Source organism: Thiofilum sp. (genome assembly GCF_016711335.1).
Classification (GTDB): Bacteria; Pseudomonadota; Gammaproteobacteria; order Thiotrichales; family Thiotrichaceae; genus Thiofilum.
Map to the genome: position 1 here is coordinate 574,010 of NZ_JADJTF010000001.1, position 23,118 is coordinate 597,127.

Annotated in this window: 23 protein-coding genes; 14 read left to right on the plus strand and 9 right to left on the minus strand. The window is 43.7% G+C overall.

The features are described 5' to 3' along the window. Positions 1-27: 27 nt before the first annotated feature. Entirely contained in the window at positions 28-192 is a 165-nt protein-coding gene (locus IPL34_RS02750; RefSeq protein WP_296837379.1) for a rubredoxin, read from the plus strand. A 54-nt stretch (positions 193-246) separates the two neighbouring features. Here IPL34_RS02750 and IPL34_RS02755 read toward each other — a convergent pair whose 3' ends face one another. The 4 genes from IPL34_RS02755 to IPL34_RS02770 form a co-directional block, all read right to left on the minus strand. After that, positions 247-570, minus strand: a complete 324-nt coding sequence (locus tag IPL34_RS02755) for a hypothetical protein (protein ID WP_296837382.1) — start codon at positions 568-570, stop codon at positions 247-249. Positions 571-638: 68 nt separating this feature from the next. Continuing rightward, entirely contained in the window at positions 639-1,241 is a 603-nt protein-coding gene (locus IPL34_RS02760) for a DUF1007 family protein (protein ID WP_296837387.1), read from the minus strand. An 8-nt stretch (positions 1,242-1,249) separates the two neighbouring features. Further along, positions 1,250-1,849, minus strand: coding sequence for a DUF1007 family protein (locus IPL34_RS02765; protein WP_296837390.1), 600 nt, complete (start codon positions 1,847-1,849; stop codon positions 1,250-1,252). Between the two features lie 101 nt (positions 1,850-1,950). Then, on the minus strand, positions 1,951-2,484 hold the full coding sequence (locus IPL34_RS02770) for a hypothetical protein (RefSeq protein ID WP_296837394.1): 534 nt from the start codon (positions 2,482-2,484) through the stop codon (positions 1,951-1,953). Between the two features lie 330 nt (positions 2,485-2,814). Here IPL34_RS02770 and IPL34_RS02775 point away from each other — a divergent pair, with 330 nt between their 5' ends. The 10 genes from IPL34_RS02775 to IPL34_RS02820 all read left to right on the plus strand — a co-directional run bounded on the left by IPL34_RS02775 (position 2,815) and on the right by IPL34_RS02820 (position 15,945). Continuing rightward, positions 2,815-5,718, plus strand: a complete 2,904-nt coding sequence (locus tag IPL34_RS02775) for a ribonucleoside-diphosphate reductase subunit alpha (RefSeq protein ID WP_296837397.1) — start codon at positions 2,815-2,817, stop codon at positions 5,716-5,718. 100 nt (positions 5,719-5,818) lie between these two features. Then, complete coding sequence (locus IPL34_RS02780; protein WP_296837401.1) at positions 5,819-6,949, plus strand: hypothetical protein; 1,131 nt, start codon at positions 5,819-5,821, stop codon at positions 6,947-6,949. An 80-nt stretch (positions 6,950-7,029) separates the two neighbouring features. Continuing rightward, complete coding sequence (dcm, locus tag IPL34_RS02785) at positions 7,030-8,013, plus strand: DNA (cytosine-5-)-methyltransferase (RefSeq protein ID WP_296837404.1); 984 nt, start codon at positions 7,030-7,032, stop codon at positions 8,011-8,013. A gap of 132 nt (positions 8,014-8,145) precedes the next feature. Further along, a complete protein-coding gene (locus IPL34_RS02790) occupies positions 8,146-8,937 on the plus strand; it encodes an HNH endonuclease (protein WP_296837407.1) in 792 nt (263 codons plus the stop codon). Between the two features lie 248 nt (positions 8,938-9,185). After that, the gene (locus IPL34_RS02795; RefSeq protein ID WP_296837409.1) at positions 9,186-10,409 is read left to right on the plus strand and encodes a ribonucleotide-diphosphate reductase subunit beta; all 1,224 of its coding nucleotides are present in this window, start codon (positions 9,186-9,188) and stop codon (positions 10,407-10,409) included. 229 nt (positions 10,410-10,638) lie between these two features. Then, a complete protein-coding gene (locus tag IPL34_RS02800; protein WP_296837412.1) occupies positions 10,639-11,058 on the plus strand; it encodes a hypothetical protein in 420 nt (139 codons plus the stop codon). A gap of 433 nt (positions 11,059-11,491) precedes the next feature. Continuing rightward, positions 11,492-12,349 carry an IS4 family transposase gene (locus IPL34_RS02805; RefSeq protein ID WP_296837415.1) on the plus strand — a complete coding sequence of 286 codons (858 nt, stop codon included), beginning with the start codon at positions 11,492-11,494 and terminating at the stop codon, positions 12,347-12,349. A 46-nt stretch (positions 12,350-12,395) separates the two neighbouring features. Further along, entirely contained in the window at positions 12,396-12,629 is a 234-nt protein-coding gene (locus IPL34_RS02810; protein ID WP_296837418.1) for a hypothetical protein, read from the plus strand. 140 nt (positions 12,630-12,769) lie between these two features. Continuing rightward, the gene (locus IPL34_RS02815) at positions 12,770-13,027 is read left to right on the plus strand and encodes a hypothetical protein (protein WP_296837421.1); all 258 of its coding nucleotides are present in this window, start codon (positions 12,770-12,772) and stop codon (positions 13,025-13,027) included. Positions 13,028-13,344: 317 nt separating this feature from the next. Further along, positions 13,345-15,945, plus strand: coding sequence for a DUF6174 domain-containing protein (locus IPL34_RS02820; protein WP_296837423.1), 2,601 nt, complete (start codon positions 13,345-13,347; stop codon positions 15,943-15,945). A 99-nt stretch (positions 15,946-16,044) separates the two neighbouring features. Here IPL34_RS02820 and IPL34_RS02825 read toward each other — a convergent pair whose 3' ends face one another. Together IPL34_RS02825 and IPL34_RS02830 are read right to left on the minus strand one after the other, a co-directional pair. Continuing rightward, positions 16,045-16,461, minus strand: a complete 417-nt coding sequence (locus tag IPL34_RS02825; RefSeq protein ID WP_296837426.1) for a type II toxin-antitoxin system VapC family toxin — start codon at positions 16,459-16,461, stop codon at positions 16,045-16,047. Next, positions 16,448-16,684 carry a DNA-binding protein gene (locus IPL34_RS02830; protein ID WP_296837429.1) on the minus strand — a complete coding sequence of 79 codons (237 nt, stop codon included), beginning with the start codon at positions 16,682-16,684 and terminating at the stop codon, positions 16,448-16,450. The genes IPL34_RS02825 and IPL34_RS02830 overlap by 14 nt, the downstream gene beginning before the upstream one ends. Before the next feature lie 143 nt (positions 16,685-16,827). Between IPL34_RS02830 and prmB the strand changes: the two genes are divergently transcribed. After that, complete coding sequence (gene prmB, locus IPL34_RS02835; RefSeq protein WP_296837431.1) at positions 16,828-17,727, plus strand: 50S ribosomal protein L3 N(5)-glutamine methyltransferase; 900 nt, start codon at positions 16,828-16,830, stop codon at positions 17,725-17,727. A 166-nt stretch (positions 17,728-17,893) separates the two neighbouring features. Next, positions 17,894-19,537: a hypothetical protein gene (locus tag IPL34_RS02840; protein WP_296837434.1), complete on the plus strand. Its 1,644-nt coding sequence runs from the start codon at positions 17,894-17,896 to the stop codon at positions 19,535-19,537. 29 nt (positions 19,538-19,566) lie between these two features. Here the strand turns inward: IPL34_RS02840 and IPL34_RS02845 are convergent, their stop codons facing one another. The 3 genes from IPL34_RS02845 to moeB are packed head-to-tail and all read right to left on the minus strand — an operon-like array spanning position 19,567 to position 22,535. Continuing rightward, complete coding sequence (locus IPL34_RS02845) at positions 19,567-21,291, minus strand: CHAT domain-containing protein (protein ID WP_296837437.1); 1,725 nt, start codon at positions 21,289-21,291, stop codon at positions 19,567-19,569. After that, positions 21,281-21,772 carry a tRNA adenosine(34) deaminase TadA gene (gene tadA / locus IPL34_RS02850; RefSeq protein WP_296837439.1) on the minus strand — a complete coding sequence of 164 codons (492 nt, stop codon included), beginning with the start codon at positions 21,770-21,772 and terminating at the stop codon, positions 21,281-21,283. Before tadA ends, IPL34_RS02845 begins: the two co-directional genes overlap by 11 nt. Beyond that, positions 21,765-22,535, minus strand: a complete 771-nt coding sequence (gene moeB, locus IPL34_RS02855; protein ID WP_296837441.1) for a molybdopterin-synthase adenylyltransferase MoeB — start codon at positions 22,533-22,535, stop codon at positions 21,765-21,767. Before moeB ends, tadA begins: the two co-directional genes overlap by 8 nt. Positions 22,536-22,635: 100 nt before the next feature. On the opposite strand from moeB, the gene IPL34_RS02860 reads away from it, so the two are divergent. Further along, positions 22,636-23,085: an ATP-binding protein gene (locus tag IPL34_RS02860; protein WP_296837444.1), complete on the plus strand. Its 450-nt coding sequence runs from the start codon at positions 22,636-22,638 to the stop codon at positions 23,083-23,085. The last annotated feature ends 33 nt before the right edge of the window (positions 23,086-23,118 follow it).

Consider the following 23,118-nt stretch of genomic DNA (forward strand, 5'->3'; position numbering starts at 1 on the left):
TTTGCAAAGCATCACTGAGGAGTGACGATGAAAACGTGGATGTGCATTGTATGCGGTTGGGTGTATGAAGAAGAAAAGGGTTGGCCACAAGACGGCATTCCAGCCGGTACACGTTGGGAAGATATACCTAGTGATTGGCACTGCCCTGAGTGCGGCGTAAGCAAAAGTGATTTTGTGATGATGGAGATTTAAAATTGCACAGACAAAACCACCGATGATGCCCTAAGGGCACTCGGTGGTGGGAAATTAACCCGCTTGGGGGGCTTCGATCTGTTTAATGCGCTCTTGAGGCAATACATCCTCCGCCATAGTTTCGCCTTTAGCTCGGCGCTCAGCGTCACGTTTATTAATCTCGGCTTGTAATTTCTTCGCTTGTTGTGGATCACAAGTGACGTGCTCAATCACTAGCACTTCTTTAATTCGTTTCGGTTTATCGGTGGCAGCTAAAGTAGTGGTCTCAGTCGTCACAGCCGTAGTCGCTGGCTCAGCGGGAGGTAAAGACTCACAACCTGTTAATAGGACTGCACTGAATACTAAACCAGCTAAGCTAAATAAGCGGTATTGCGCCATTGTTATTGCTCTCAATTCGCAGAAATAAAGTGTGCATGCTAACGTGTTTAAACGCGTTTGTTAAACCCTTATTCAGCACAGTTAATTTTAACCCATTCGGCAGGTTTGCCGTGCTCAAAATTTTCTAAATCCGTGATTGATTGGCGCCGCTCAATGCTCACCTGACAGCGTGACTGTAAAGCAGCGGGTAACAGCACTTGATTAGGTTGACCATGATAAGGAATACCGACACCGGTAGGGTCTGCCATATCAATCACTAACTCGCCTTTGAGTTTTAGTGCGGGGCTGAGGGGTTGCTTGAGAGTTAACACCAGCCGCCCCTGTGAGAGCGTTAACGAAGAGTCTTGCACCCGTTCCCGTGGTGCAATAACACCATTAAACCGCAACTCCGTAAAATACGCCAAATCAGTTAAATCCTGCACTAGCTGCTCTTTTAAAGCGGTTAGATCTGTATCACTGCTGGTTGTATTCAGTCCCGCCCCTTCTATTAGCAACTGAGTAGTGGTGGGGTCATAATGCCAAACTTGCTCCAACGCGCTCAGCTCACCACGCTCATTAAGCACTAAGGCACTATGTACTTGAATCAAATATTGGTAGCCATGAGCATAGAGTGACGCACTCAACACCACGCCCAACAGCACACTGATAACTTGCCAGTATTTCAAGCGCATACATTAACCTATGGTTTGGTACAATCAATAATCACTAATTGCACAGGATCGCCATGTACATAAGCGTCTATATTATTCGGATCTTGCTTTTCCTCTAGATTGACTTTGCATTCTGACTTTAATGCGTCTGGTAGAGTGACGGATGCCAGATTAGCATGCTTTAAAATACCAGTACCATCAGGATCAGCCATATCAATAGTGAATTTCTTACCTTTAATATCAACAGGTTCAGCAAGAGGATGGAACATTTGGAGTTCTAATTGCTTTTCTGAGGGGAGTAAAATGTCATAGTCCTCTATTTCGGTTCGATCAATACTGACACCATCGACATTAAACTCAGCAAAATAACCTAATTTTTCCAAGTCCTGCATCATATCATCACCCAGTGCCGTGAGATTCTCGTCAGAAATGACCTCCATATCTTCCAACATAATCTCAGTGATTTCAGGTGCATAGTCCCATACTTGGCGTATGCCCATCAACTTGCCCTCCTCATCCAGCTCCAGCTCACTGGTCACATCAACGTAATAATGGAAACCATCAGCTAAGACTGGCGCACTCATCCCTAAAGCCATTAAAAGAGAGGCATACACAGCAACACGTTTCATTCAGAACTTCTCCCATTAAATCGATCAATTAGACCTCTAATCGACCCTTGTTTTCCGTAATCGTTCAGTAGGAGTGTAACTAGCACTCACTTTAATCCGACTTAAAGCTTAAGCACTTTGGTAAATGACAATACCAAGACCATTAAGGTGCTGGCTACAATCCAAGAAGCTACCGCTCGCACTAATACTCCCTCCCAAAATTGCTTTAATACTAGCGCAATACCTAGCACACTGAGCAAGAGTGCCGTAGCGTTGAAGGCTACTCCGGCAAAGGTTGTGTACACTTTAAAACCAAAAAATCCGGGTAATAAAAAGGGTTTCACGATTAGACCTACCGCTAAACCACTCAACGCAGCACACAGTACACTCAAAGCTAAAGGGGGTTTTAAATAAAGCACGGTGCTTAAAGCCATTAGCCCTGCTAACACTAGGGTACTAATATTCACATTGCCTACCAGCACACGAATCCGTGCCAAGACCAAACCCACGATGACCGCTATTAAAAAGCTGGGGAGGGTAACAGTTAAGAGACGCTGTTGAGACTGCTGACCTAAAAATAGTCCTAACGCGGCTAGTACTAATAAAACAATGGGGTAATTAATAACTTCCATTACACCATTCATAAAATAGGTCATACACTTATACCAATCAGGGGAGCTAGGCGCTATAGCATACCCTATTCAAGGTTGATACCAAGCCAATAGCGCACTAAAAAATTTTTGGGTTTCATTAGGCAGCGGTTTGCGGTATTCTCGCCCTCCGTCAGCCTTGACGTAATGCCACATTGACTCTTTGCAAGCAGTTTTTCTCTGGCTTAAGTGAGTACTTTCATCAATATCTTGTGCTTGACCATCCTATAAAACACACTCTATAGTGTTCTATACTGTTATCTTTCACTCCTTAGCAAACACTATTTTTGATCATTCACCACTCTGTTCCGGCAGGGTGCTAGAGGGTTTTTACGCATGTCAACTACCTATACTACCGATAAAGATTCTGCTCCCACTATTCAAGCACCTACCTTACAACACCCCGAATGGCGGGTAATTCGCCGTAATGGTGAGGTAACAGGATTTGATGCGCGTAAAATATATGTAGCCATGACTAAAGCCTTTTTAGATGTGGAAGGTAGTAGCGCCTCTGGCTCGGCACGGATTCATGATTTAGTCACTAGCCTTACCGAAAAAGTGATTGAGCAATTAAATCGCCGCACCGCTGAAGGGGCGAATATTCATATTGAGGATATTCAAGATCAAGTCGAACTCGCCATGATGCGGGCGGGTGAACATAAAGTCGCACGTAGCTATGTGCTGTATCGTGAAGAGCGTTCTCGTCTACGCGCTGAAAAAGAAGCCAAAGCACGCAAAGGTAAAAAGAAAACCGAAACTACGATCAAAGTTAAATATGCTAATGGCGAACTACGTCCATTGGATGAGGAACGCCTTAAGCGTTTAATTGCTGAAGCGGTAGCAGGCTTAGAAGGTGTTAATGCTGAGCAGGTCTATAAGGATGCGCTGCGCAATCTATACGATGGCATCACAGAAAAAGAAGTCGCTACTGCGCTGATTATTAGCACTCGTATTCTGATTGATCGTGATCCGAATTATACCTATGTGGCCTCACGTATGCTGTTGGACACCCTACGCCGTGAAGCGCTTACACTTTTGGAAGGTAATCCCACTGAAGCTACTCAAGCAGAGATGCAAACTCTGTATGCTGAAACCTTACACAAAGCCTTACAAAAAGGGGTTGAGGTCAAATTACTCAGTGAAGAATTATTGCGTTATGACCTAGATACATTAGGGGCAGCGATAAAACCAGAGCGTGATTTGCAATTCACCTATTTAGGTTTGCAAACCCTGTATGACCGCTATTTCCTGCATCACAATGGTGTGCGCTTTGAGTTACCCCAAGTGTTTTTCATGCGCGTGGCAATGGGCTTAGCGATTAATGAAGTGGATCGTGAAGGTCGGGCGATTGAGTTTTATAACCTGCTCTCTAGCTTTGACTTTATGAGCAGTACGCCGACCTTATTCAACTCTGGTACTTTACGTCCGCAATTATCGTCGTGCTATTTGACCACCGTGCCCGATGATTTAGACGGGATTTATAATGCTATTAAAGACAATGCCTTACTGTCTAAATATGCAGGTGGCTTAGGTAACGACTGGACGCCTGTACGCGGCATGGGGGCGCATATCCAAGGCACTAATGGCAAATCTCAGGGGGTCGTGCCGTTTTTAAAAGTCGCGAATGATACGGCGGTAGCAGTTAATCAGGGTGGTAAGAGAAAGGGAGCTGTCTGTGCTTATCTCGAAACATGGCATATTGATATTGAAGACTTTTTAGAGCTGCGCAAAAACACCGGAGATGAGCGTCGTCGTACTCATGATATGAATACCGCTAACTGGATTCCAGACCTATTCATGAAGCGTGTGGCGGCGGATCAAGAGTGGACACTATTTTCACCTGATGAAACTCCAGACTTGCATGATTTAACCGGACAAGCCTTTGAAGCGCGTTATGCCGAATACGAGGCAAAAGCAGCACGCGGTGACCTAAAACTACATCGTAAAATCCCCGCTCAACAACTGTGGCGTAAAATGCTAGGGATGCTTTTTGAAACCGGACACCCTTGGATTACTTTTAAAGACCCTTGCAATTTACGCTATACCAACCAGCATGTGGGTGTGGTGCATTCCAGTAACCTATGTACTGAAATTACCTTACATACCAATATATCCGAGGTGGCGGTCTGTAATCTTGGCTCAGTCAATCTACCCGCGCATGTTGTTAATGGCAAACTCGATCTAGAAAAGCTAGAGCGTACTGTCACGACTGCCATGCGTATGCTGGATAATGTCATTGACTATAACTACTACAGCGTGCCTCAAGCGCGGCGCTCTAATCTAAAACACCGTCCGGTGGGTTTAGGCATTATGGGTTTCCAAGACGCTCTATATGCGATGAATATGGCGTATAGCTCGATGGAAGCAGTGGATTTTGCAGATCGTAGTATGGAAGCGGTGTCGTATTTTGCGATTCGTGCCTCTAGCAATCTCGCCGCCGAGCGCGGCAAATATGCGAGTTACCAAGGCTCATTATGGAGTCGCGGTATTCTCCCGATTGACTCGCTGGATTTATTAGCCGAGTCGCGTGGCGAATATTTTAATGTGGATAAAACCCAAACCCTCGATTGGGATAGTTTACGCCAACTCATTAAAAACCAAGGTATGCGCAACTCCAACGTAATGGCAATTGCCCCTACTGCAACGATTTCTAATATCTGTGGCGTGTCGCAATCGATTGAGCCGACCTATCAAAACTTGTTTGTGAAGTCGAATCTATCGGGTGAATTTACCGTGATTAATCCTTATCTCGTGCAAGAACTCAAAGCGATGGGTATGTGGGATGAGGTGATGATGAATGATCTCAAGTACTTTGACGGCTCGGTGCAACGCCTAGATCGAGTACCGGATAGCTTTAAAGCCAAGTATGCAACTGCCTTTGAAATGGATGCGCGTTGGTTAGTCGAGGCGGCGAGTCGGCGTCAAAAGTGGATTGATCAAGGTCAGTCATTAAACCTGTATATGGCAGAGCCGAATGGTCAAAAGCTGGATAATCTCTACAAGTTAGCATGGGTACGCGGCTTAAAAACCACTTATTACTTGCGTACTTTGGGTGCAACAGGTGCGGAAAAAACCGGATCGGATGATATGCCAACCACAAAGAGTACTACTCCCAGTGCTGCTGCTCCAACAGGTGGTAAACCTAGTTTGCATTTAGTCGCTAATAATCTGGTAACAGTAGGCTCAGAAGCGCCCAAGGCGTGTTCACTACTCGACCCAGAGTGTGAGGCTTGCCAGTAATAGTAAAATAAAAAAGTGGTGATGTATGAGTCTTGAACTGTTTTCATAGCCTCCAAGGCATTTACATTACCATTAAATTTAACTTAATAGGATTAGCGGTGTGCTAGGTGAAAACATAAAACTATCAGGTCATTACCCTTTGAGTGAATATCCTTGGGCAGGTGAAATTGACCGCTTATTAGCTTCGGCTATTGGTTCTGATTCTGCTTATCGTGCATTCTTATTCGATGCTGTAGTCTCCCTAGCCTATATTGATGCAACGGCTGGTTTAGAAAAGTCTATTGAGCATTGCAATAACGTACCAAGTGGCTACAACTCTCATCTGGGCTTTATTAACTTATGTTCCCCTTGTTATGCCAAAGGTATTTGGCAGTATCAAAAGGCAGCTAAACCCGAATCAGGTGCATTAGGGAAACTGAGTAGTGAACTCATTCTAAAATTTGTAGAGCACCTTTCTCCAAACTTCATCAGTGTCTTGGCAATTGGCGGCAGTGATTATGCTGATGCAATCATTCAGCACACATCAGGTCTTAAAATATTAGCAGAAGTTAAATCTGCGCCATTGATGACTTATCCCCTATTAGTGAACTCAAAAGAAGCAAGCACTGTCGCCCATCATCAGAAAGTGATCATGACCTCATCGCAGCTTCGGACTTGTGATACGGCTTTGTATTTGCACGATAGCAAGCTAATCCCACTCGGTAAGGCAGGATCTGACAATTGGCCTTTTAAGGGCTTTGTAGACTTTGTACTAGACGAGGCTCACAGTTCAGATATGCAGTACCATCTCAAGAGATGGATGATGGTGCGGGATACCTACAAAAATAAGAATAGACAGGATAAGTTTTATTACTTGACCAATGCTTGTGGCAGTCCACCAGCAGAAGCAAAGAAAAATCATGGCTGGCCTCAGAAAGAGGTCATCAGCGATGGCAAAACCAGTGCAGGTATGGATAGGACTGATGACATCAAAAAGGGGGTCTACCAAACCTTAAAAATAGGTTTAAGACATAGGCAAAATAGTGACTATCGAACAGCAATTATTTCCAACTTACCGGCTTACAGACATGGTACTGATTACGTAGAGCCACTTGTACCGATGTTGTGGGGCTTTGAAGAAGATCTGGAAGAACTAGCCGGAACACAAGCTATTCCAAGGAATAAACTGAGATATGTTTTCGATTATATTATTACTCTCGAAAACCCACTATTGAGAGGGCTGGATATATGATAAACGCCTTAAATCATGAAACTAGACCCCATACTGGCATTGTACTTGAGCGCATTAAACACTTACCCCCTGGTGGGAAAATGGGTGATTTACCTCCGCATTTGCAACACGAGAGTTTCATTCGTACAGGTGCAAAGAAGACCGGTGGCCCCAATATGCGTCTATTGCGTTTGGAGCATGACAAGCCTGCTCTAACAGTAACAGCGTATATTTTCAATAAGTTTGTTCACCCAACAGAAGATCGTTATTTGACACCCCGTGAAGCAGCTACCTTGCAGGACTTCCCTGTAAACTATGTTTTTTTGGGTACACAAGGGCAAATTCACCAACAAATTGGTAATGCTGTTCCAGTCAAATTGAGTAAAGCAATTGCAGAGGAGGTGGCTAACTATTTTGTCAAACAAGGACAAACAGGACAAATTAATATCGCCTCATACTTTTGTGGTGCTGGTGGTCTGGATTTAGGATTTGAGCAGGCTAGCAATACACTTATTCAATTTAAAACCTGCTTTGCCACCGATATTGAAGAATCAGTAGCCCAAACCATTAGTGAAAACAGACCAGAGTGGAATTTTCAGCGTGCTGATATCCGAGAGCTGGAGCCAGAACAAGTACGGATATTAATGGGAGTTAACCCCGATGTTATTATTGGTGGCCCACCCTGCCAACCGTTCAGTGTCGCAGGCAAACAAAAAGCGACATATGACCCATTAGGGATTTTATATCGTGATTATATTCGCCATATTGATTACTTAAAACCCAAAATGGTAGTCATGGAAAATGTCTATGGTCTTGGACAAGTAAAGAGCGCCAATATGATTGAAGAAATTTATCAATCATTTATCGATATTGATTATAACGTGACTCACAGTGAACTGATGGCGGCTAATTACGGTACACCTCAAAAACGCCGCCGCTTATTTTTTATAGCGACCAGAGACCAAAATAACTTTCAATTTCCAGAGCCTACCCATGCTGAACATGAAAATTTATTTGGGCTTCCTCGTTATATTGGTGCTGGCGAGGTACTTTCCTTACTGCCTCCTGCACTATTAAGAACTTAATTTTATTAAATCTAATCTTTAGTAAGTAATATTTGTGATTCGAAATCCTAATATTTACCTGACTACATATGTATGCGCCTCATAGTATTTTAGGGATTTCTTAGTAAGTTTTTATTTAACAAGGTAATAACGATGAAATTTAAACCATGGACAAGAGAAGAAACACTTGTTGCTTTAAATTTATATTGTCAATTACCTTTTGGGAAATTATATAGAGGCAACCCGATTATTATTGAGGTTGCCAAGTTAATAGGTAAAACTCCTAGTGCATTAGCCATGAAATTAGCCAATCTCTCTAGTCTTGATCCAAAAATCACACAATCTGGACGTAAAGGATTAGTTTCATGTTCCAAACTAGATAAACAAATATGGAATGATTTTCAAAACAACCCTGAAATTATCGCCTATGAAAGCCAACTTATTATCGAAAAAATGTCTAAAGCAAAGTCTACACTTAAGGATTTGTCAGCTTTAGATGAAGATGTATTCATAGAAACAGATCTAAATACAAATATCGAAACCACTAGAATTTCACATATCAAAACACGATTAAATCAAAACCTATTTAGAAAGATTGTTTTAAGTAACTACAATACCACCTGTTGTATCACAGGTGTACGTGACCCTAGGCTGTTAATTGCCAGTCATATTATACCTTGGAGTAGTGATTCTACACATAGGTTAAACCCCAGAAATGGGTTATGTTTAAATGTTTTACATGATAGAGCCTTTGATCGTGGTCTAATAACGATAACCCCTTCATATGAAATAAAAGTATCAAAATCTTTCATAGAGCAAGAAAATAGTCCTATGATTCAGGATTATGTAAAGAATTTTAATGACTCTAAAATAAAACTACCTAGTAAATTTTTACCCGCTAAAGAGTTTTTAGAGTTTCATAATGAAACCATATTTATAGGTTAACTGGACGATATAAGACGTAATGAAACACTATATGCTTCAAAAATCACTCAAAGTTTTTCATCAAGCTTTTATCACTAAGCTTAACAAGAAAACTATAAATACAGATGCAGTATTCGAGACATTCATAGACTACGCCAATGAACAACTGAGCTAGCTGTGCTGGTTTTTTGTTAGGCTTGGGCACTGGTCGTAGGCTTAACAAAAAATTCATTATTTGGTTGGCGTTAAGATTTTAAGAGAGTATGATTATGACCCTAAATTGGGATGACCCGCTAGCTACCGCGCCTCAAAGCGCTAAGGTAGCACTTGATAAAACAGTTTCTAAACCCACCCAAGAGGTATGGTTGCATGAGCAGCGCGAGAGCCAAACTATCGTTAAGCCGTCAATTGCGCCAACGCCGTCGTCAAGCACGTCGGTAAGCAGAACACCGGCGAGCTGTGATCAGACGCCGGTTACGTTCACACCGATGCAGCCCATTAACCCCGAAGACAAACGGGTTATTAATGGAATGGCTGATATAAACCAGCTTGCGCCGTTTAAATACCCTTGGGCTTGGGAGTTTTTCCTTAATGCCAATAAAAACCATTGGACGCCTCTTGACATTAATATGGCGCAGGATGTGCATGATTATCATCACAACCTTAAACCTTCTGAGCGCCATGTCTATGAAAATGTACTCGCTTATTTAACGACTTCCGATATTTTAGCGATGCGCAATATTGGCTTAGCCGTTATGGAAAAAATGACTGCGCCCGAATTACAAATTTATCAGGCACGGCAAGTATATGAAGAAGCGTTACATACCTGGACGTATCAACACTGCATTGAAACCATCGGTTTAAATCAAAGCGAAATCTATAATCGTTATCGCGTAGTTCCCGAAATTAATGCCAAGATTCAAATTGCGAATCGACGTTTAAATGCGGTAATGCGTTCAGATTTAAATTTGCGTAATCCTGATGATTTACACCAGTTTGTTTTATCCTATGTATTCTTTTCGGGTATTTTTGAGGGTTGTTGGTTTTATAATGGGTTTTCGCCTATTTTTGCTTTACAACGTCGTGGTTTAATGAAAGGTACGGCGGAGCAATTGCAATATATTATGCGCGATGAAGTATTACATTGTTCTTTTGGTATTCGTGTAGCACGGCAAATTATGCTGGAAGAAAATGTGCAATTAGATCCCCAAGCCTTGCGCCATATGTGGGATGAGGCTGAAGCCGCCGAAGCAGGCTATGCTAATTTCTTATTGCCTAATCCGATTTTGGGTTACTCCAAAGAGGATCACAGCGAGCAATTCCGCTTCACTGCCAATCGTCGTGCACGACAATTAGGACTAGAGGAACCGTTCCCTGGTGCAAAAAATGCGCTACCTTGGCTGGATGAACAATCCAATATGCGCAAAGAAAAGAACTTCTTTGAAACTCGCGTGACGGAATATCAAACGGGTGGCGCGTTGAAGTGGGATTAGTCTAAGAAAGATATTAGGAAAAAAATAACAATCAAACAGGTAGAAGATAATCAAATTGAATCATGGCTTTACAATATCTAATTGTAGAGCCATTTTAGGTAAAAAATCTTCATCAAAGGTTTTATTATAAGATTTTCTAGCTATTTTCTCATGATTTCTTCCGCATAATATTGACGCATTGCTATGTCTTTAGTATTCTTTATCTTTATTCAAAATAAGGTTTTTACAGTTGAATCAAAACGATTTACTAGAAAAAATCAGGTCTTATTTAAACTCAGAGGAAACCCAACTCTTCGAGCAGTTATTAGTTTCTGCTCAAAAAACCCATCAAGCAGTTATTGATGAATCTTTTGATCCTATTCATTTGTCCCCACAAGATCTTGAAGACTTACCTGTTGAAGTCATTGCCCAACTAGCACTAAGTGAAAGTGATAACTATGAGCTAGAGCTTATTAGGCTTGTTAATTCAGTTGGAGGAATGATTTCTTTGGACAAGCTTATTGTGCTTTTATACAGGCAAACAGGACAGATAGCAGACAGAAGTCAGCTTAATGCTCGTTTAAATCGCATGATGCGCAAGGGTATGATTTATAATGTACCAAAAAAGAAAGGAGTTTACACAACTACTGCATACAAAGGAGACGCCTAAGAAAAGCTATATAAAAAAGATATTGGAGCTAAGTAAATAAAAAACCCCATATAGTTGGCGCTACATGAGGTTTGGTTTTTGTTAGCTTGACGAGGAAAATCCCAGAGGTTTTTCCCTCTAAGAGTTCATTCGTATCTGTACTAACTTGCATCTAACAGTGCCGATTGTACAGAGTGCAGACTCAATTGTCACTCATCGATATCAAATCGATAGAGCCTAGTATTAACCTCTTAACTCAATATTCGAGGTTATAAATGGAAACTCACTTTTCATTTCAATTACTTATTTAGGAATCATGTTTGTAGTTATGTGCGTGTACGTTCTCTGTACACGACAAAACCACTAACTTATTGATTTAGCATGTTTGTCATGGAGATGGTGAAAGTCCACCGCTCCTATGTTTTACTCTCTAGTTACCACACAGGAGAGCAAAATGGATCTGAGCGATGGACTACGTGACAGTTTAAAAGCCCACTTGAGTTGGGGCAAGCCCCGTTTGGATTGTTTTGTGGGAATGCTGCATACTTTGCTGAGTGCGCGACAAATGAATTTGGCGTTGTTGGCGGTACACATAGATTCTGACACCGACATTGGTTCCCGCTATCGACGGATGCAACGCTTTTTTAGCCAAGTGTTCTTTAATTACAATGACATTGCCCATTTTCTTATGGGAATGTTCGCCTTTAGTGGTCAACAATACTACCTCACACTCGACAGAACCAACTGGAAATGGGGCAAATCCAACCTCAATCTCCTGACTTTGGCGGTTGTTTACCAAGGTGCGGCTATCCCCGTTTACTGGATGGTGTTGAACAAACGCGGTAATTCTAACCAACGTGAACGTATTGCCCTGCTGCAACGATTTATCAGCCAATTCGGGCGCAACAACATCTTGGGTGTGTTGGCTGACCGTGAGTTTATTGGTGGTCAATGGTGGAAGTGGTTGTCTTCCAAAGAGATTCCCTACTTGATTCGTATCAAGGGTAATCAGTTGATGACCGACAAACACAAAAAAGAGGCGCATGTCCGCTCGCTGTTTGCCAACCTCAAGCCGGGTAAACGGCGCGTTCTCCGTCACCGTCGCGACGTTAGCGGGGAATGGGTTTGGCTCAGTGGCTCAAAGCTGCCCAGTGGTGAGTTGTTGATTATCGCCAGCAACCACTACACGGCTGATCCCATTGGCACTTATCGGCTACGTTGGGAAATTGAAAACCTGTTCCAATGCTTGAAAGGGCGTGGTTTTCACATGGAAGCCACTCACTTCACCAAACCCCTCGCATCAAAAAGATGATGGCGTTGCTTGCCATTGGCTTCTGTTGGGCGCACAAAGTCGGCGAATGGAAGGAAAAAGCCGTCAAGCCTTTGAAGACGAAAAACATGGACGCAAAGAGCAAAGTGTCTTCCGTTACGGCTTGGACTACTTGACCGATTTATTGAATGGAAGGGTACGGGAAAAAGTGGATAGGCTTAGGCTGCTGCTTCTGTTCCTTTGTCCACCACAATTCATGGCGATCGAGGATGGACGGATGAAACTCAGGCGATTTTCTTTTGAAAAAGATTCAATGAGTTAAGCGAATTGTCGTGTACAGAGGTGTACGTTACAAAGTACCGAGCATGTTGCAGGCATTGAGGCTATTTCCATTGGATATCCTTAAGTGAATATTACCCTCTGATAAATGTATTCTTAGGGTTAATTGAGAGAATATATATAATGAATAACTATTTTGTTAAAGCCTGCAAACAGGCAGAATCTACCATTAGTTCTATAGCTGACAGCTACTGTAAACTATCTGAAGAAGAGTGGTTAGTATCAGGTCATCAATCTGCGTATGAGATACGGCAAGCTCTAATGAGGATTTGTGGAAAAACTGTGCAGCAAATATTAGTTTTTCCAATTACAGCAGCTAATGATTTAAGTTGGGCTAATTTAGATAGCCAAAGTGTCACTTGGATCTATGATCACTTATAATTCGTATAGTTAATTTAAACAATGGATTCTCACAGAACTACTTTGTGAGAATCTTTAACTAAGCCTTTTATAAGAGTTTATCCTCCTTAGCTGTGTAATTTAAAAGCACGATAATTAAATTCAGGCTCAGCCCTAAATCTGAACCTCATTGCCACCGATAATATTAGATTTTCAATTGATAATTAACCATTAATAGGCTTAACCTTGTCATCTATCTTTTAGCTATTGAGCCATAGAGCACTCATCCCTTAATAGTGTGTTATTACGAGTACTATTAGACGGTAGTACTCCAGCTAACATAATAAGGAGAGCGCTCTATGAGCACTATAAATACTACTCGCATCAGCCCTATGGCGACTATTGGCTCTACTACTAATAACCTTACCACTAGCCGCAATATCGCCACTCCCGCCCCCGTACCCACTTTAGCCAGTGCGCCCATGCAAAACATCGGTCAGCAAACTACGGCTCAAATTGGCATGGCTCAACCCATGAGCATTAGACCCGCTCCCTACGTTGAAACCATTACAACAGTAGGCACAGAGGGCGACGATACCCTGAGTGCGGATGCTACGCCTGCACAAATCAGTGCTAATACGGGCTTTGGTTATCATGGCATTCGGGGGGGAGCGGGTAATGATACCTTGGTCTTTACTAAGCGCTTTGGTGATTACTACATTCAAAATAATTACGCCGATACCGCAAAGCTAGACATTTCTGATCGCTTCCCTACTGAGCCTTATCAACCCCAACGCGCGGTGAGCGAAATTGAGCGCTTCCAGTTTTCCGATATTACCTTAGATCGCGTTGCACTGACTGACCCACGCCAAAAGCTCAATTACTTCCGTAATCAATGGGCTAGCCAAGGGACGAATAACTACACCCTAAATCTCAATCGCTATAACGATAACGGCGGCATGGGTGCTAGTGCCACAGTGGATGTAATTAATGGGCAAGTAGTGAGTGCCTCTAACCCCTACTCTACTCAACCTGCTGATCCAGCCCTATCCAACTTCACCGTCAATGATCTATTTAATTTAGCTGAGCGGGCAATTAGTGAGGGCAATGGAGCAGAAATCAATTTTGATGAGCGCGGTATTCCTAACAATATGCGCGTAGGCAATGACTATTACTCCGCCTATTTACAATCTATTATCGTACCTGCTACTTCAGGCAATGATACAGTTGCTATTCCTACCCCTAGTTTTAATCCTAGCCAAAACATACCCATGGATAATAAGACCTATTGGGGTGGTGCGGGGCAGGATACTGCCGTACTTTCAGGAAAACTCAGCGATTACTCCATATCCAGCCAACCTGATGGCACAATTATGATCAGTCCCTTTGACGGCCAACCTGTCACTATTAAAGACTTTGAAAGCTTCCGCTTTGCAGACATTAGTTTGACTAAAGAACAACTGCTTGATCCGGCGCAAACCCTCAACTACCGCCGTCAACAATGGCAAGCTCAAGGTTTGAGTAATTACTCACTCTCCGTCAGTAAGTACACTAATAATGCAATGGAAGGGATTCCTGTTGCGATGGCAGATAGCATTAGTAGCGGCCCCGTAGGAGGCTACGAAAATGCTCAGCTTGATGTCGTTAATGGACGAGTGGTTAAAGCTAGTTCCTACGATTTGAATAACCCAACGGTCAGTCCTGAACTGGCTAATTTAACAGTGGATGCCTTATTTGATTTGGCTCAAAAAGCGCTTGATCGCGGCGAAAAGGTAGAAATCAATTACGATCAACGCGGTGTACCGAATAATGTACGAATTGGTAATATTAATTACTCAGCTTATCTCCAAGCTAATTTAATTGCAGGCACAGCAGGTGACGATACGCTGAATGCTCAATTCACACCTTATCCTACTACTCCCACTATCGGCTTGGAGCAGATACTACCTTCACGCTATTGGGGCGATGCAGGTAATGATACCTTAGCTATTAATGGTCGGTTACGTGATTTTATGGTGAATCGCAATCCTAACAGTGACACCTTTGACATTTATGCTAATGACGGCAATAAAACCTCAGTGTCGACCGTTGATATAGAGCGCTTACAGTTTAGTGACGTGAGTATTGATACCGCACAATACAAACCGCAATTGCTCAATTATTATCAGCAGCAATGGAATAGTGCACCCTTACAGGATTACACCTTAGAGCTGACTAAATCTAAAGCTCCCGTCTATAATCCAGCCGACAGTTTTATCGCTCCTGTGTTATCTGATAACTTTGAACGTGCGACCCTTGAGGTGAAAAACGGGCAAATTGTATCGGTCACAGCCACCGACTCTATGGGCAATCCCACTACACCAAGTGCCGAGCTGGCTAACCTTACTGTAGATAAGCTGTTTACGATTGCGCAACAAGCACTAGCTACTAATGCCAAAACTGAGATTAATTACGACTCACGTAAGGCTTATCCGCAATCGATTCAAATTCCAACTGACGGCAGTAATACGTATTACAGCGCCTATGTACGTGTTCCGGGTGAACCTGACATTATGCCAGTGCCTTATTATGCCAGCGGCGCTAGTGTCGGAAGAGGAGGTGTAACTGGCATCGGTGGCTGGGCAAGCAGTTCCACCGCTATTCTTGTTCCGACACCTGCACCTGCACCTAGCGTAACCACTACTAGCGGAACTACTAGCAGCACTCCCGTACCGCAACCCGTTACAACCACTAGCACAATTAGTACTCCTGTAACTACGACTAGCGGTGTCAGTAATACCTCACCAACTATACAAGACGATGGTCGAATTAAAATCGATCAGCAAGTTTTAATTCGTTTACTGATGGCGCTGATTCAATTATTGAAAACTATGCAAGCCAATAATGAATCTCACAATCAAAATACGGTAACGCATACTAATACCGTGAATAACATTTTCACGCGCCGAGTACGTAATTAGACTAGGCTTTTAAAAACCCAAACGCCTGACATAAAGGCGCTTGGGTATTTGATTAGTTATTAAATAAAAAAGAGGAGTTGTTGAGAAATCAGTACTTAATTACACAAATGGATTAAATAATTTAACGCTAGTGTCTTTAAAGTGTTCGATATTACGAGTAACTACTGTTAAATCATAAATTAAAGCGGTAGCAGCAATAAATTTATCTAGTTCATTTTCGTGGTGAGGTACTCTTAATCGCCCCCAGACTTGAGCTATATCATCATTAATAGGCAAAATATAATCTGCATATTCTTCTAGAACCTTATCTAACCATACCTCCAGTAAATTAGCTTGATCACGGTCATTACGATAACGAATCAGTTCAATGCCGCGCCTTAATTCACCTACTGTTAAAACTGACAAGTAAATTTTAGCATTACGATTTTGTAACTCATTACAAAAGTTGAGCACTCCACTATTAGCTTTTTGTCCTTTGCGTAGCTCACTGATCACATTGGTATCAAACAAATACATCGGGAACCTGCTGCGTACTTTGTTGACGTTCAAAATCAGCATCGCTACCCACGTTTGGAATGGTACGCAACACTTCTATCAAGGGACGTTTTTTAATAGCTAGCAGTACTTCACGCAGAATGGTGCGATGCTCCATTTCTGCACTTTTGCCATTACGGGCAGCTCTTTGCTTCAGAGCCTCAATTAGCTCTGGCTCTAAATTACGCACAATTAAATCAGGCATAGATTAATGTCTCTATCAGTGAATCGCTATCAATGATAGCAATTTGCTTAACCGTCTTCAAAATTACCAAGCTCCTGTGTGCCACTTGCCCGTCCTCGCGCAATACGCCATCATAACCGCCTCTTTCTTGGGTGTTGTTGACTATGGCTGCTGATTATTCTGAATTGCGTACTATTTTGGATTTTATTCGTTGGGGAGCGAGTCGTTTTCGGGAAGCCGAATTGACCTTTGCGCACGGTATGGCATCCCCAATTGATGAAGCGGCTTATTTAGTCCTGCATACCCTACACCTACCGATTGATACCCCCTCACTTTACTTCCCCAGTACTTTGACTAGCACCGAGCGCGATGCAGTCGCTGCGATTATTGAAGCACGGATTAGCACCCGTAAACCTGCGGCGTATTTGACCAATGAAGCATGGTTTGCAGGTTTGCCGTTTTATGTGGATGAACGCGTACTTGTGCCACGTTCACCTTTGGCTGAATGGATTGAAAAGCAATTTATGCCTTGGCTCGATCCTGATCAGGTTACTCGTGTACTCGATTTGTGTACCGGAAGTGGTTGTATTGGTATTGCTTGCTCCTATGCTTTCCCCAATGCCGAAGTCGATCTCAGCGATATTTCTCCCGATGCTTTAGCAGTCGCTCATCTCAATATCGAACGTCATGGTATGGAGGGGCATGTAGCCGCCATTGAATCTAATTTATTTGAAAATCTCGAAAGCCAACGCTACGACCTGATTATTAGTAATCCACCGTATGTGGATGCTGAGGATATGGCGCAACTAACGCCTGAATTTCAACACGAACCAGAGCTAGGATTAGCAGCGGGCGAGGATGGTTTAGCTATTGTGCATACTATTCTGGCTGAGGCGGGTCAGCATTTAACTGAGCAAGGTATTTTAGTGGTCGAGGTGGGTAATAGCCAACCCGCCTTAATGAATGCCTATCCCGATTTAGATTTTCATTGGCTAGAGTTTGAACGGGGCGGCGGTGGAGTATTTCTACTCACTGCGGAGCAACTACAACACTACTTTAGCTAAGTAGCTGATAGAGCTAATAATCTACTCCCAAGTATTCCTATTATCAAGCTTGGGAGTTATTTATTTTTAAACCATCCGTCGCATTCAAACTCATTCCAGTCTAAACTCAAAGCACTCTTGCAGGTAGCAACCTCCCCATACTTTAACTTAGGATCGGAGTACCCCCATGACCGACACCACCTTGCAACGGATTGATGCCAAATTAGCTGAGTTTGAACGTGATCCCGTAAGCTTCATGAATGCTAAGCCGCAGAAAATGGATAGCGATGGTAATCCGATTCTTGCGCCCAGTTTGTTTGATCAAGCGGCTATTGAGGCAATGGCTTATATTGATGCCCGCGATGAGCAACGCTCCGCCTTTCTACACGTCAATGACCCTAGCCGCGCTCCGATTGCCTCTAATGATCGCCCTGAAAACCTAGTAGACCAAGTGCGTTACACCTCCCTCCAAGCCATCGCTAATGCCAAACTGACTCAAGCCAGCCTAAAAGAATCGCCTTGGTCAGATGATTATTGGCCTATTTATAAAGGCGTATTGGGGTGGCGTTATGCAGACCCTAATTTTCCAGAGTCGGCTGATTGGGAGGAAAATCGTCAATATACCATCAGAAATTCGGCAGCCTCGATACTCAGTAGTGGTAACACTAATGCGATTGATCTGCTCTCTCCGGCAGAAAAATATGATGCTTTAGTGGGTGATACCACCTTTAGCCTGACTCAATATATGTGGCGCACGGGACGCAGTTATTATGAGCAATCGGGCAAAGTAGAAAGCTGGATGGGGATATGCCACGGCTGGGCACCTGCTGCTTTTATGTTGGCACGCCCCCAACATACCATCACGGTCAAAGCTCCCAATGGGCTTAATATCAATTTTTATCCATCTGATATTAAAGCATTAGCTTCATTACTCTGGGCGAATGCCACTGGAACCACGCGTTTTATTGGTGGGCGTTGCCATGATAAAGACCCCTCTAATGATCCTAATACTGGACGTATTACAGCTCCCACTTGCTTTGATACCAACCCGGGCACTTGGCATCTAGCGGTGACTAACCAACTGGGTGCGGCTCAGCGTAGTTTGGTATTAGATGTGACTTATGATTATGAGGTGTGGAATCAACCTTGTTTGGGCTATGAGTACCGCTATTTTAATCCTCAAACCAATAAAAGCACTTCGGTACTCGCTGAAGCGCTGGTCAAGGTGGGAGAGTTTACGAAGGATAAATTTAAAAAATACCGCAGTAGCCAAGCGACTCATATTGTCGGGGTAGCGATGACGGTGAGTTATATGGTGGAAACCAAACCGATTCAGCGCGAAACCGATAACTCCAGCTTTGATGCGATTCAATCAGTCGAGTATTTATATGATCTGGAGCTAGACAGTAAGGGTAATATTATTGGTGGGGAATGGTATCAAAATGCTCACCCTGACTTTTTGTGGACTGCTCCTGCTAATAGTCGCGCCGTATCAACGTTTGACCGTCAAGCCACAGGCGAATGGGATACGGATCAAGTGATTCCCGCCACTTGGCGAGCGGCTGCTAAAGCTTCAGCGCAATCACAAGGCGCACCTTTGGCAGTGATTGTGGAGCATTTAATTCGTTTTGCTAATGCTAGTATTTCGCCCGCTCCCGCCCCCACGCCTACTCCCACACCTAGTCCAGTCAATAACCCGCGTCCTACGCCAGTGACGCCCCCGACTCCAGCGCCAAATCCGAATCCGCGCCCCAATCCCACGCCTAGACCTTCATCAAACTCTAACTATTCATGGTTTAGCCATTTCATGACGCGATTATTTGGACGTTAGAGAGCACCTTAGCTACAGCACTAAAGCAGTCATTCGGCTGCTTTAGTTAAAACTAAGCTTGGCTCACCATAGCACTCAAACCCTACCCACTCATTACCCGTTTGCTCTACGCTCCAAACCGCTTTTCTAGCCTCAAATACTGCATTACCCACACTCTCCCCATTGACTACAGACTGATAAAAACTACGTAACCACAGTGTGCTACTCGACATTGCTAGTTTTTGCCTATTGATGATTAAAGTTTGCGCCCCCGCTTTAAACCATGCACTGATTAAATGCGGGGCTAATAACTCTAGATCAGCCGTTTCATTAGTTAACTCCAGCACGATTAAACTCGGTGCATGACGTATTTGGGCTATATCGCTTACTGTTAACACCTGTTCATTTGCCATGATTAAATAAGGATCTTGAGCCGTGCCACTCACACTGCCCACCCAATGCAGCATTGAATGATCACCGGTATGCAAAGCACAAAAAATCTTTTCGGCTTGTTCTGGATTGAGCCAATCGTGCATCCAACTAGGGGGCAATACTTCCTGCCACCTAGGAGCTTGATCAACACCGATAGCTAGCAAGCCTTTTGCCCTATTTACAGACTCACTACTCACTGCCTCGGCTAATTGCCTAACCACTGCCACCTGCAAACCTAGCGGCAAACTATTAGGCTCCTGCAATAGCTCCCAACGCACCCCTAGAGTGTTTTGATCGACCTGCAAAATAATATGACTGCCACTCAACCATTGCGCTCGTGCTGAAGTGGGTAATAAATCCAATGTGGGTAATAGATACTCCGTTTTACTTGGCTGACGCGGTAGATTACTAGCACTTACATTCCAACGACTCCACCAACCTTGATTAGTACTCTGAGGTTTAGTTACGGGTAGGGTACTAGGCAATTGTTGCAAGTATTCAGTCAGCACAAATTCAGTTGAGTACTCATCTTGTTTAACAAGTTCAAATAATACATCACTCGCCTCTAAAGCACGCCACGCATCGATTTCAATGATGTCTAGGCTAAAGCGATAAGGTAAAGCTTGCTCTTGCAGGCGCTGACTCGCACCTCGAATACCGATTAGCAAACTACTCAGTACTTGTTCTAGGGTAAGCGTGGGTGCTTGAGCACCAATGAGTAAGGTGCTTAATTGCCAGTTCTTATCTGCGTTTTGCAGCGCTTCTGGATGACGGGTGTAGCGTAATAAGCCTTGAGTATAAGCAGTGGCTAGTTTATTAGGATGTAATTGCCCCGCAGCCCCTAAACCCAATACTAAAGCGCCCTGAGGTTGTAAATTGCGATCTATGACTAAAGTGCTGGTTCCCACCGTTCCGGCATAAATACCTAGCTGTTGCCATTGGCTCAATTGCCCTTTTAAGGCTTGATCGAGTACTTGCTCTGCCCCCCTAATCGCATCTTGATGATAATGCCCTACTGTGACTGGATAACGACTGGCGGTGAGACTGCCCAAGCGTACACATAATTCAGCTCTTAAGGTAGGCAATAACTTTGCATCGATGGTGTGCGTCACCGGAGTCAAGGTCGGTGTACTAATGACTGGCTCTAGTTCAACAGGTTGAATACTCGGCACAACAGGGGCGGAAGGCTCATTGCTAGCAGGTTCTAGCATGGGTACAACGCTAGCACTCGGATGAGTAGCAGGTGCTTCAGGGGGTATAATTGGAGGTAGCTGTATTGTTTTGGGTTGCCACCACTGACTAATACGCTGCCAAAGACTTGCCATCCATGAATTACTGTCCATCGCGTTTACTCTTTTGGGCTAAACGTCGCTCTCGAAAAAAGGCTTGTAATTGAGCCGCACATTGCTCTTGCAGCACGCCGCCTTGTACGGTGATGCGATGATTATGCGCCTCATGAGGAATCAGTTGAAACACTGACCCCGCCGCCCCCGTTTTCGGGTCAAATGCGCCAAACACCACGCGCTCAACGCGTGCATGAATGAGCGCTCCGGCACACATAGGGCAAGGCTCTAAGGTCACGTATAGCGTAGTATTAGGCAGGCGATAATTTTGCCTCTGTAAGCCAGCAGCACGAATAGCCACCATTTCAGCATGAGCACTCGGATCATGGGTGGTAATGACTTGATTAAATCCGCTGGCTATTAATTGATTATCGGCTACTAATACCGCTCCTACTGGAACTTCACCCTGAGCTTGAGCTTCAAACGCCAACTCATAGGCTAATTGCATCCACTGTAAATCCCACTGCACCGACTCAAGCATGAGGCACTCCACACACCGCGCAATGAGGGTCTTTGGGTAATTGAATACTGTGCCAATCCAAACTTAAAGCATCCACTAGCAATACTCTGCCCACCAGACCTTTACCTGCTCCGGTAAGTAATTTAATCACCTCTAAGGCTTGGGTACTCCCCACTACTCCTAATAAAGGGGCAACTACCCCATTAATACTACACGCCTGCTCTACCTCAGTCAGTGCGCCATAAAAGCAATGGTAACAAGGGCTATGCGTTTGGCGACTGTCAAACACACTCACCTGTCCCTCCCAACGAATCGCCGCACCCGATACCAAAGGTTTTTGAGCTTGAACACAGGCGCGATTGATCATAAAGCGTGTGGTTAGATTATCGGTGCAGTCCACCACTAAGTCGGCTTGTTGGGCTAGTGCTATTAAACTATCCTCGCTTAAGCGTCGTGGAATGAGTTCTAGCTTGACACTAGGGTTTAAGGCAGTGAGTTGAATCGCGGCAGATTCGACCTTAAACATGCCAATGCGCTCAGTGGTATGCACAATTTGGCGCTGTAAATTGGTTAGTTCTACCTCATCAGGGTCAACCAATATCAAGCGCCCTACTCCGCTACTGGCTAAGTACATGGACACCACCGAACCCAAGCCCCCTAAACCCATAATAATCACACTGGCATTGAGGAGCTTTTGTTGTCCGGCAATATCAATTTGCGGCAACATGAGTTGGCGGCTATAGCGCAATAATTGTTCATCAGCACTCAGGCTATCGTTAGTCATTAGCGAATCGTGTAGCATCATTTATTATCGACTTAAAGTTAATGGCGAGTGCTTAGGATAGTACTCATTCTAATTCAGCATTTTAAAGTGTGGCGGCATTATGAATGGGATTATTTTCATAGGTTTACAGGGTAGTGGCAAATCGAGTTTTTATGTAGAGCAGTTTTATCATACTCATATGCGTCTGAATCAAGATATGCTCAAAACGCGCCACCGTGAAATTTTATTATTTCATGCCTGTTTATCGGCGAAACAACCCTTAGTGCTGGATAATACTAATCCTACCCGCGAAGGGCGAGCGCGGTATATTCGTGAATTGAAGGCGCATCGCTTTGAAGTCATAGGCTATTATTTTAATTCGATATTAGAGGACTGTTTGGCACGTAATGCGCGGCGCAGTGGTCATGCTGATATTCCAGAGGTGGGGATTAAAGCGACCTATGCTCAATTAGAGCGCCCGCACTATAGCGAGGGTTTTGATAAGCTGTATTACGTCACGCTCGAACAGCAACACTTTAGTGTGAAAGAGTGGAGTGATGATTTGCCCTGAAGCGCTAATGTTTTTAATCTGTTTAATTCATGC

What these genes read in the sequence shown, in the direction of transcription:
- IPL34_RS02770 (WP_296837394.1), bottom strand. Translation starts at nt 2,484, where the DNA reads ATGACCTATTTTATGAATGGTGTAATGGAAGTTATTAATTACCCCATT.
- IPL34_RS02830 (WP_296837429.1), bottom strand. Translation starts at nt 16,684, where the DNA reads ATGCCTGATTTAATTGTGCGTAATTTAGAGCCAGAGCTAATTGAGGCT.
- moeB (WP_296837441.1), bottom strand. Translation starts at nt 22,535, where the DNA reads ATGACTAACGATAGCCTGAGTGCTGATGAACAATTATTGCGCTATAGC.
- IPL34_RS02775 (WP_296837397.1), top strand. Translation starts at nt 2,815, where the DNA reads ATGTCAACTACCTATACTACCGATAAAGATTCTGCTCCCACTATTCAA.
- IPL34_RS02810 (WP_296837418.1), top strand. Translation starts at nt 12,396, where the DNA reads ATGGAAGGAAAAAGCCGTCAAGCCTTTGAAGACGAAAAACATGGACGC.
- IPL34_RS02795 (WP_296837409.1), top strand. Translation starts at nt 9,186, where the DNA reads ATGACCCTAAATTGGGATGACCCGCTAGCTACCGCGCCTCAAAGCGCT.
- IPL34_RS02815 (WP_296837421.1), top strand. Translation starts at nt 12,770, where the DNA reads ATGAATAACTATTTTGTTAAAGCCTGCAAACAGGCAGAATCTACCATT.
- IPL34_RS02845 (WP_296837437.1), bottom strand. Translation starts at nt 21,291, where the DNA reads ATGGACAGTAATTCATGGATGGCAAGTCTTTGGCAGCGTATTAGTCAG.
- IPL34_RS02790 (WP_296837407.1), top strand. Translation starts at nt 8,146, where the DNA reads ATGAAATTTAAACCATGGACAAGAGAAGAAACACTTGTTGCTTTAAAT.
- IPL34_RS02860 (WP_296837444.1), top strand. Translation starts at nt 22,636, where the DNA reads ATGAATGGGATTATTTTCATAGGTTTACAGGGTAGTGGCAAATCGAGT.
- IPL34_RS02765 (WP_296837390.1), bottom strand. Translation starts at nt 1,849, where the DNA reads ATGAAACGTGTTGCTGTGTATGCCTCTCTTTTAATGGCTTTAGGGATG.
- IPL34_RS02760 (WP_296837387.1), bottom strand. Translation starts at nt 1,241, where the DNA reads ATGCGCTTGAAATACTGGCAAGTTATCAGTGTGCTGTTGGGCGTGGTG.
- IPL34_RS02750 (WP_296837379.1), top strand. Translation starts at nt 28, where the DNA reads ATGAAAACGTGGATGTGCATTGTATGCGGTTGGGTGTATGAAGAAGAA.
- IPL34_RS02820 (WP_296837423.1), top strand. Translation starts at nt 13,345, where the DNA reads ATGAGCACTATAAATACTACTCGCATCAGCCCTATGGCGACTATTGGC.
- IPL34_RS02840 (WP_296837434.1), top strand. Translation starts at nt 17,894, where the DNA reads ATGACCGACACCACCTTGCAACGGATTGATGCCAAATTAGCTGAGTTT.
- dcm (WP_296837404.1), top strand. Translation starts at nt 7,030, where the DNA reads ATGGGTGATTTACCTCCGCATTTGCAACACGAGAGTTTCATTCGTACA.
- IPL34_RS02805 (WP_296837415.1), top strand. Translation starts at nt 11,492, where the DNA reads ATGGATCTGAGCGATGGACTACGTGACAGTTTAAAAGCCCACTTGAGT.
- IPL34_RS02825 (WP_296837426.1), bottom strand. Translation starts at nt 16,461, where the DNA reads ATGTATTTGTTTGATACCAATGTGATCAGTGAGCTACGCAAAGGACAA.
- prmB (WP_296837431.1), top strand. Translation starts at nt 16,828, where the DNA reads ATGGCTGCTGATTATTCTGAATTGCGTACTATTTTGGATTTTATTCGT.
- tadA (WP_296837439.1), bottom strand. Translation starts at nt 21,772, where the DNA reads ATGCTTGAGTCGGTGCAGTGGGATTTACAGTGGATGCAATTAGCCTAT.
- IPL34_RS02755 (WP_296837382.1), bottom strand. Translation starts at nt 570, where the DNA reads ATGGCGCAATACCGCTTATTTAGCTTAGCTGGTTTAGTATTCAGTGCA.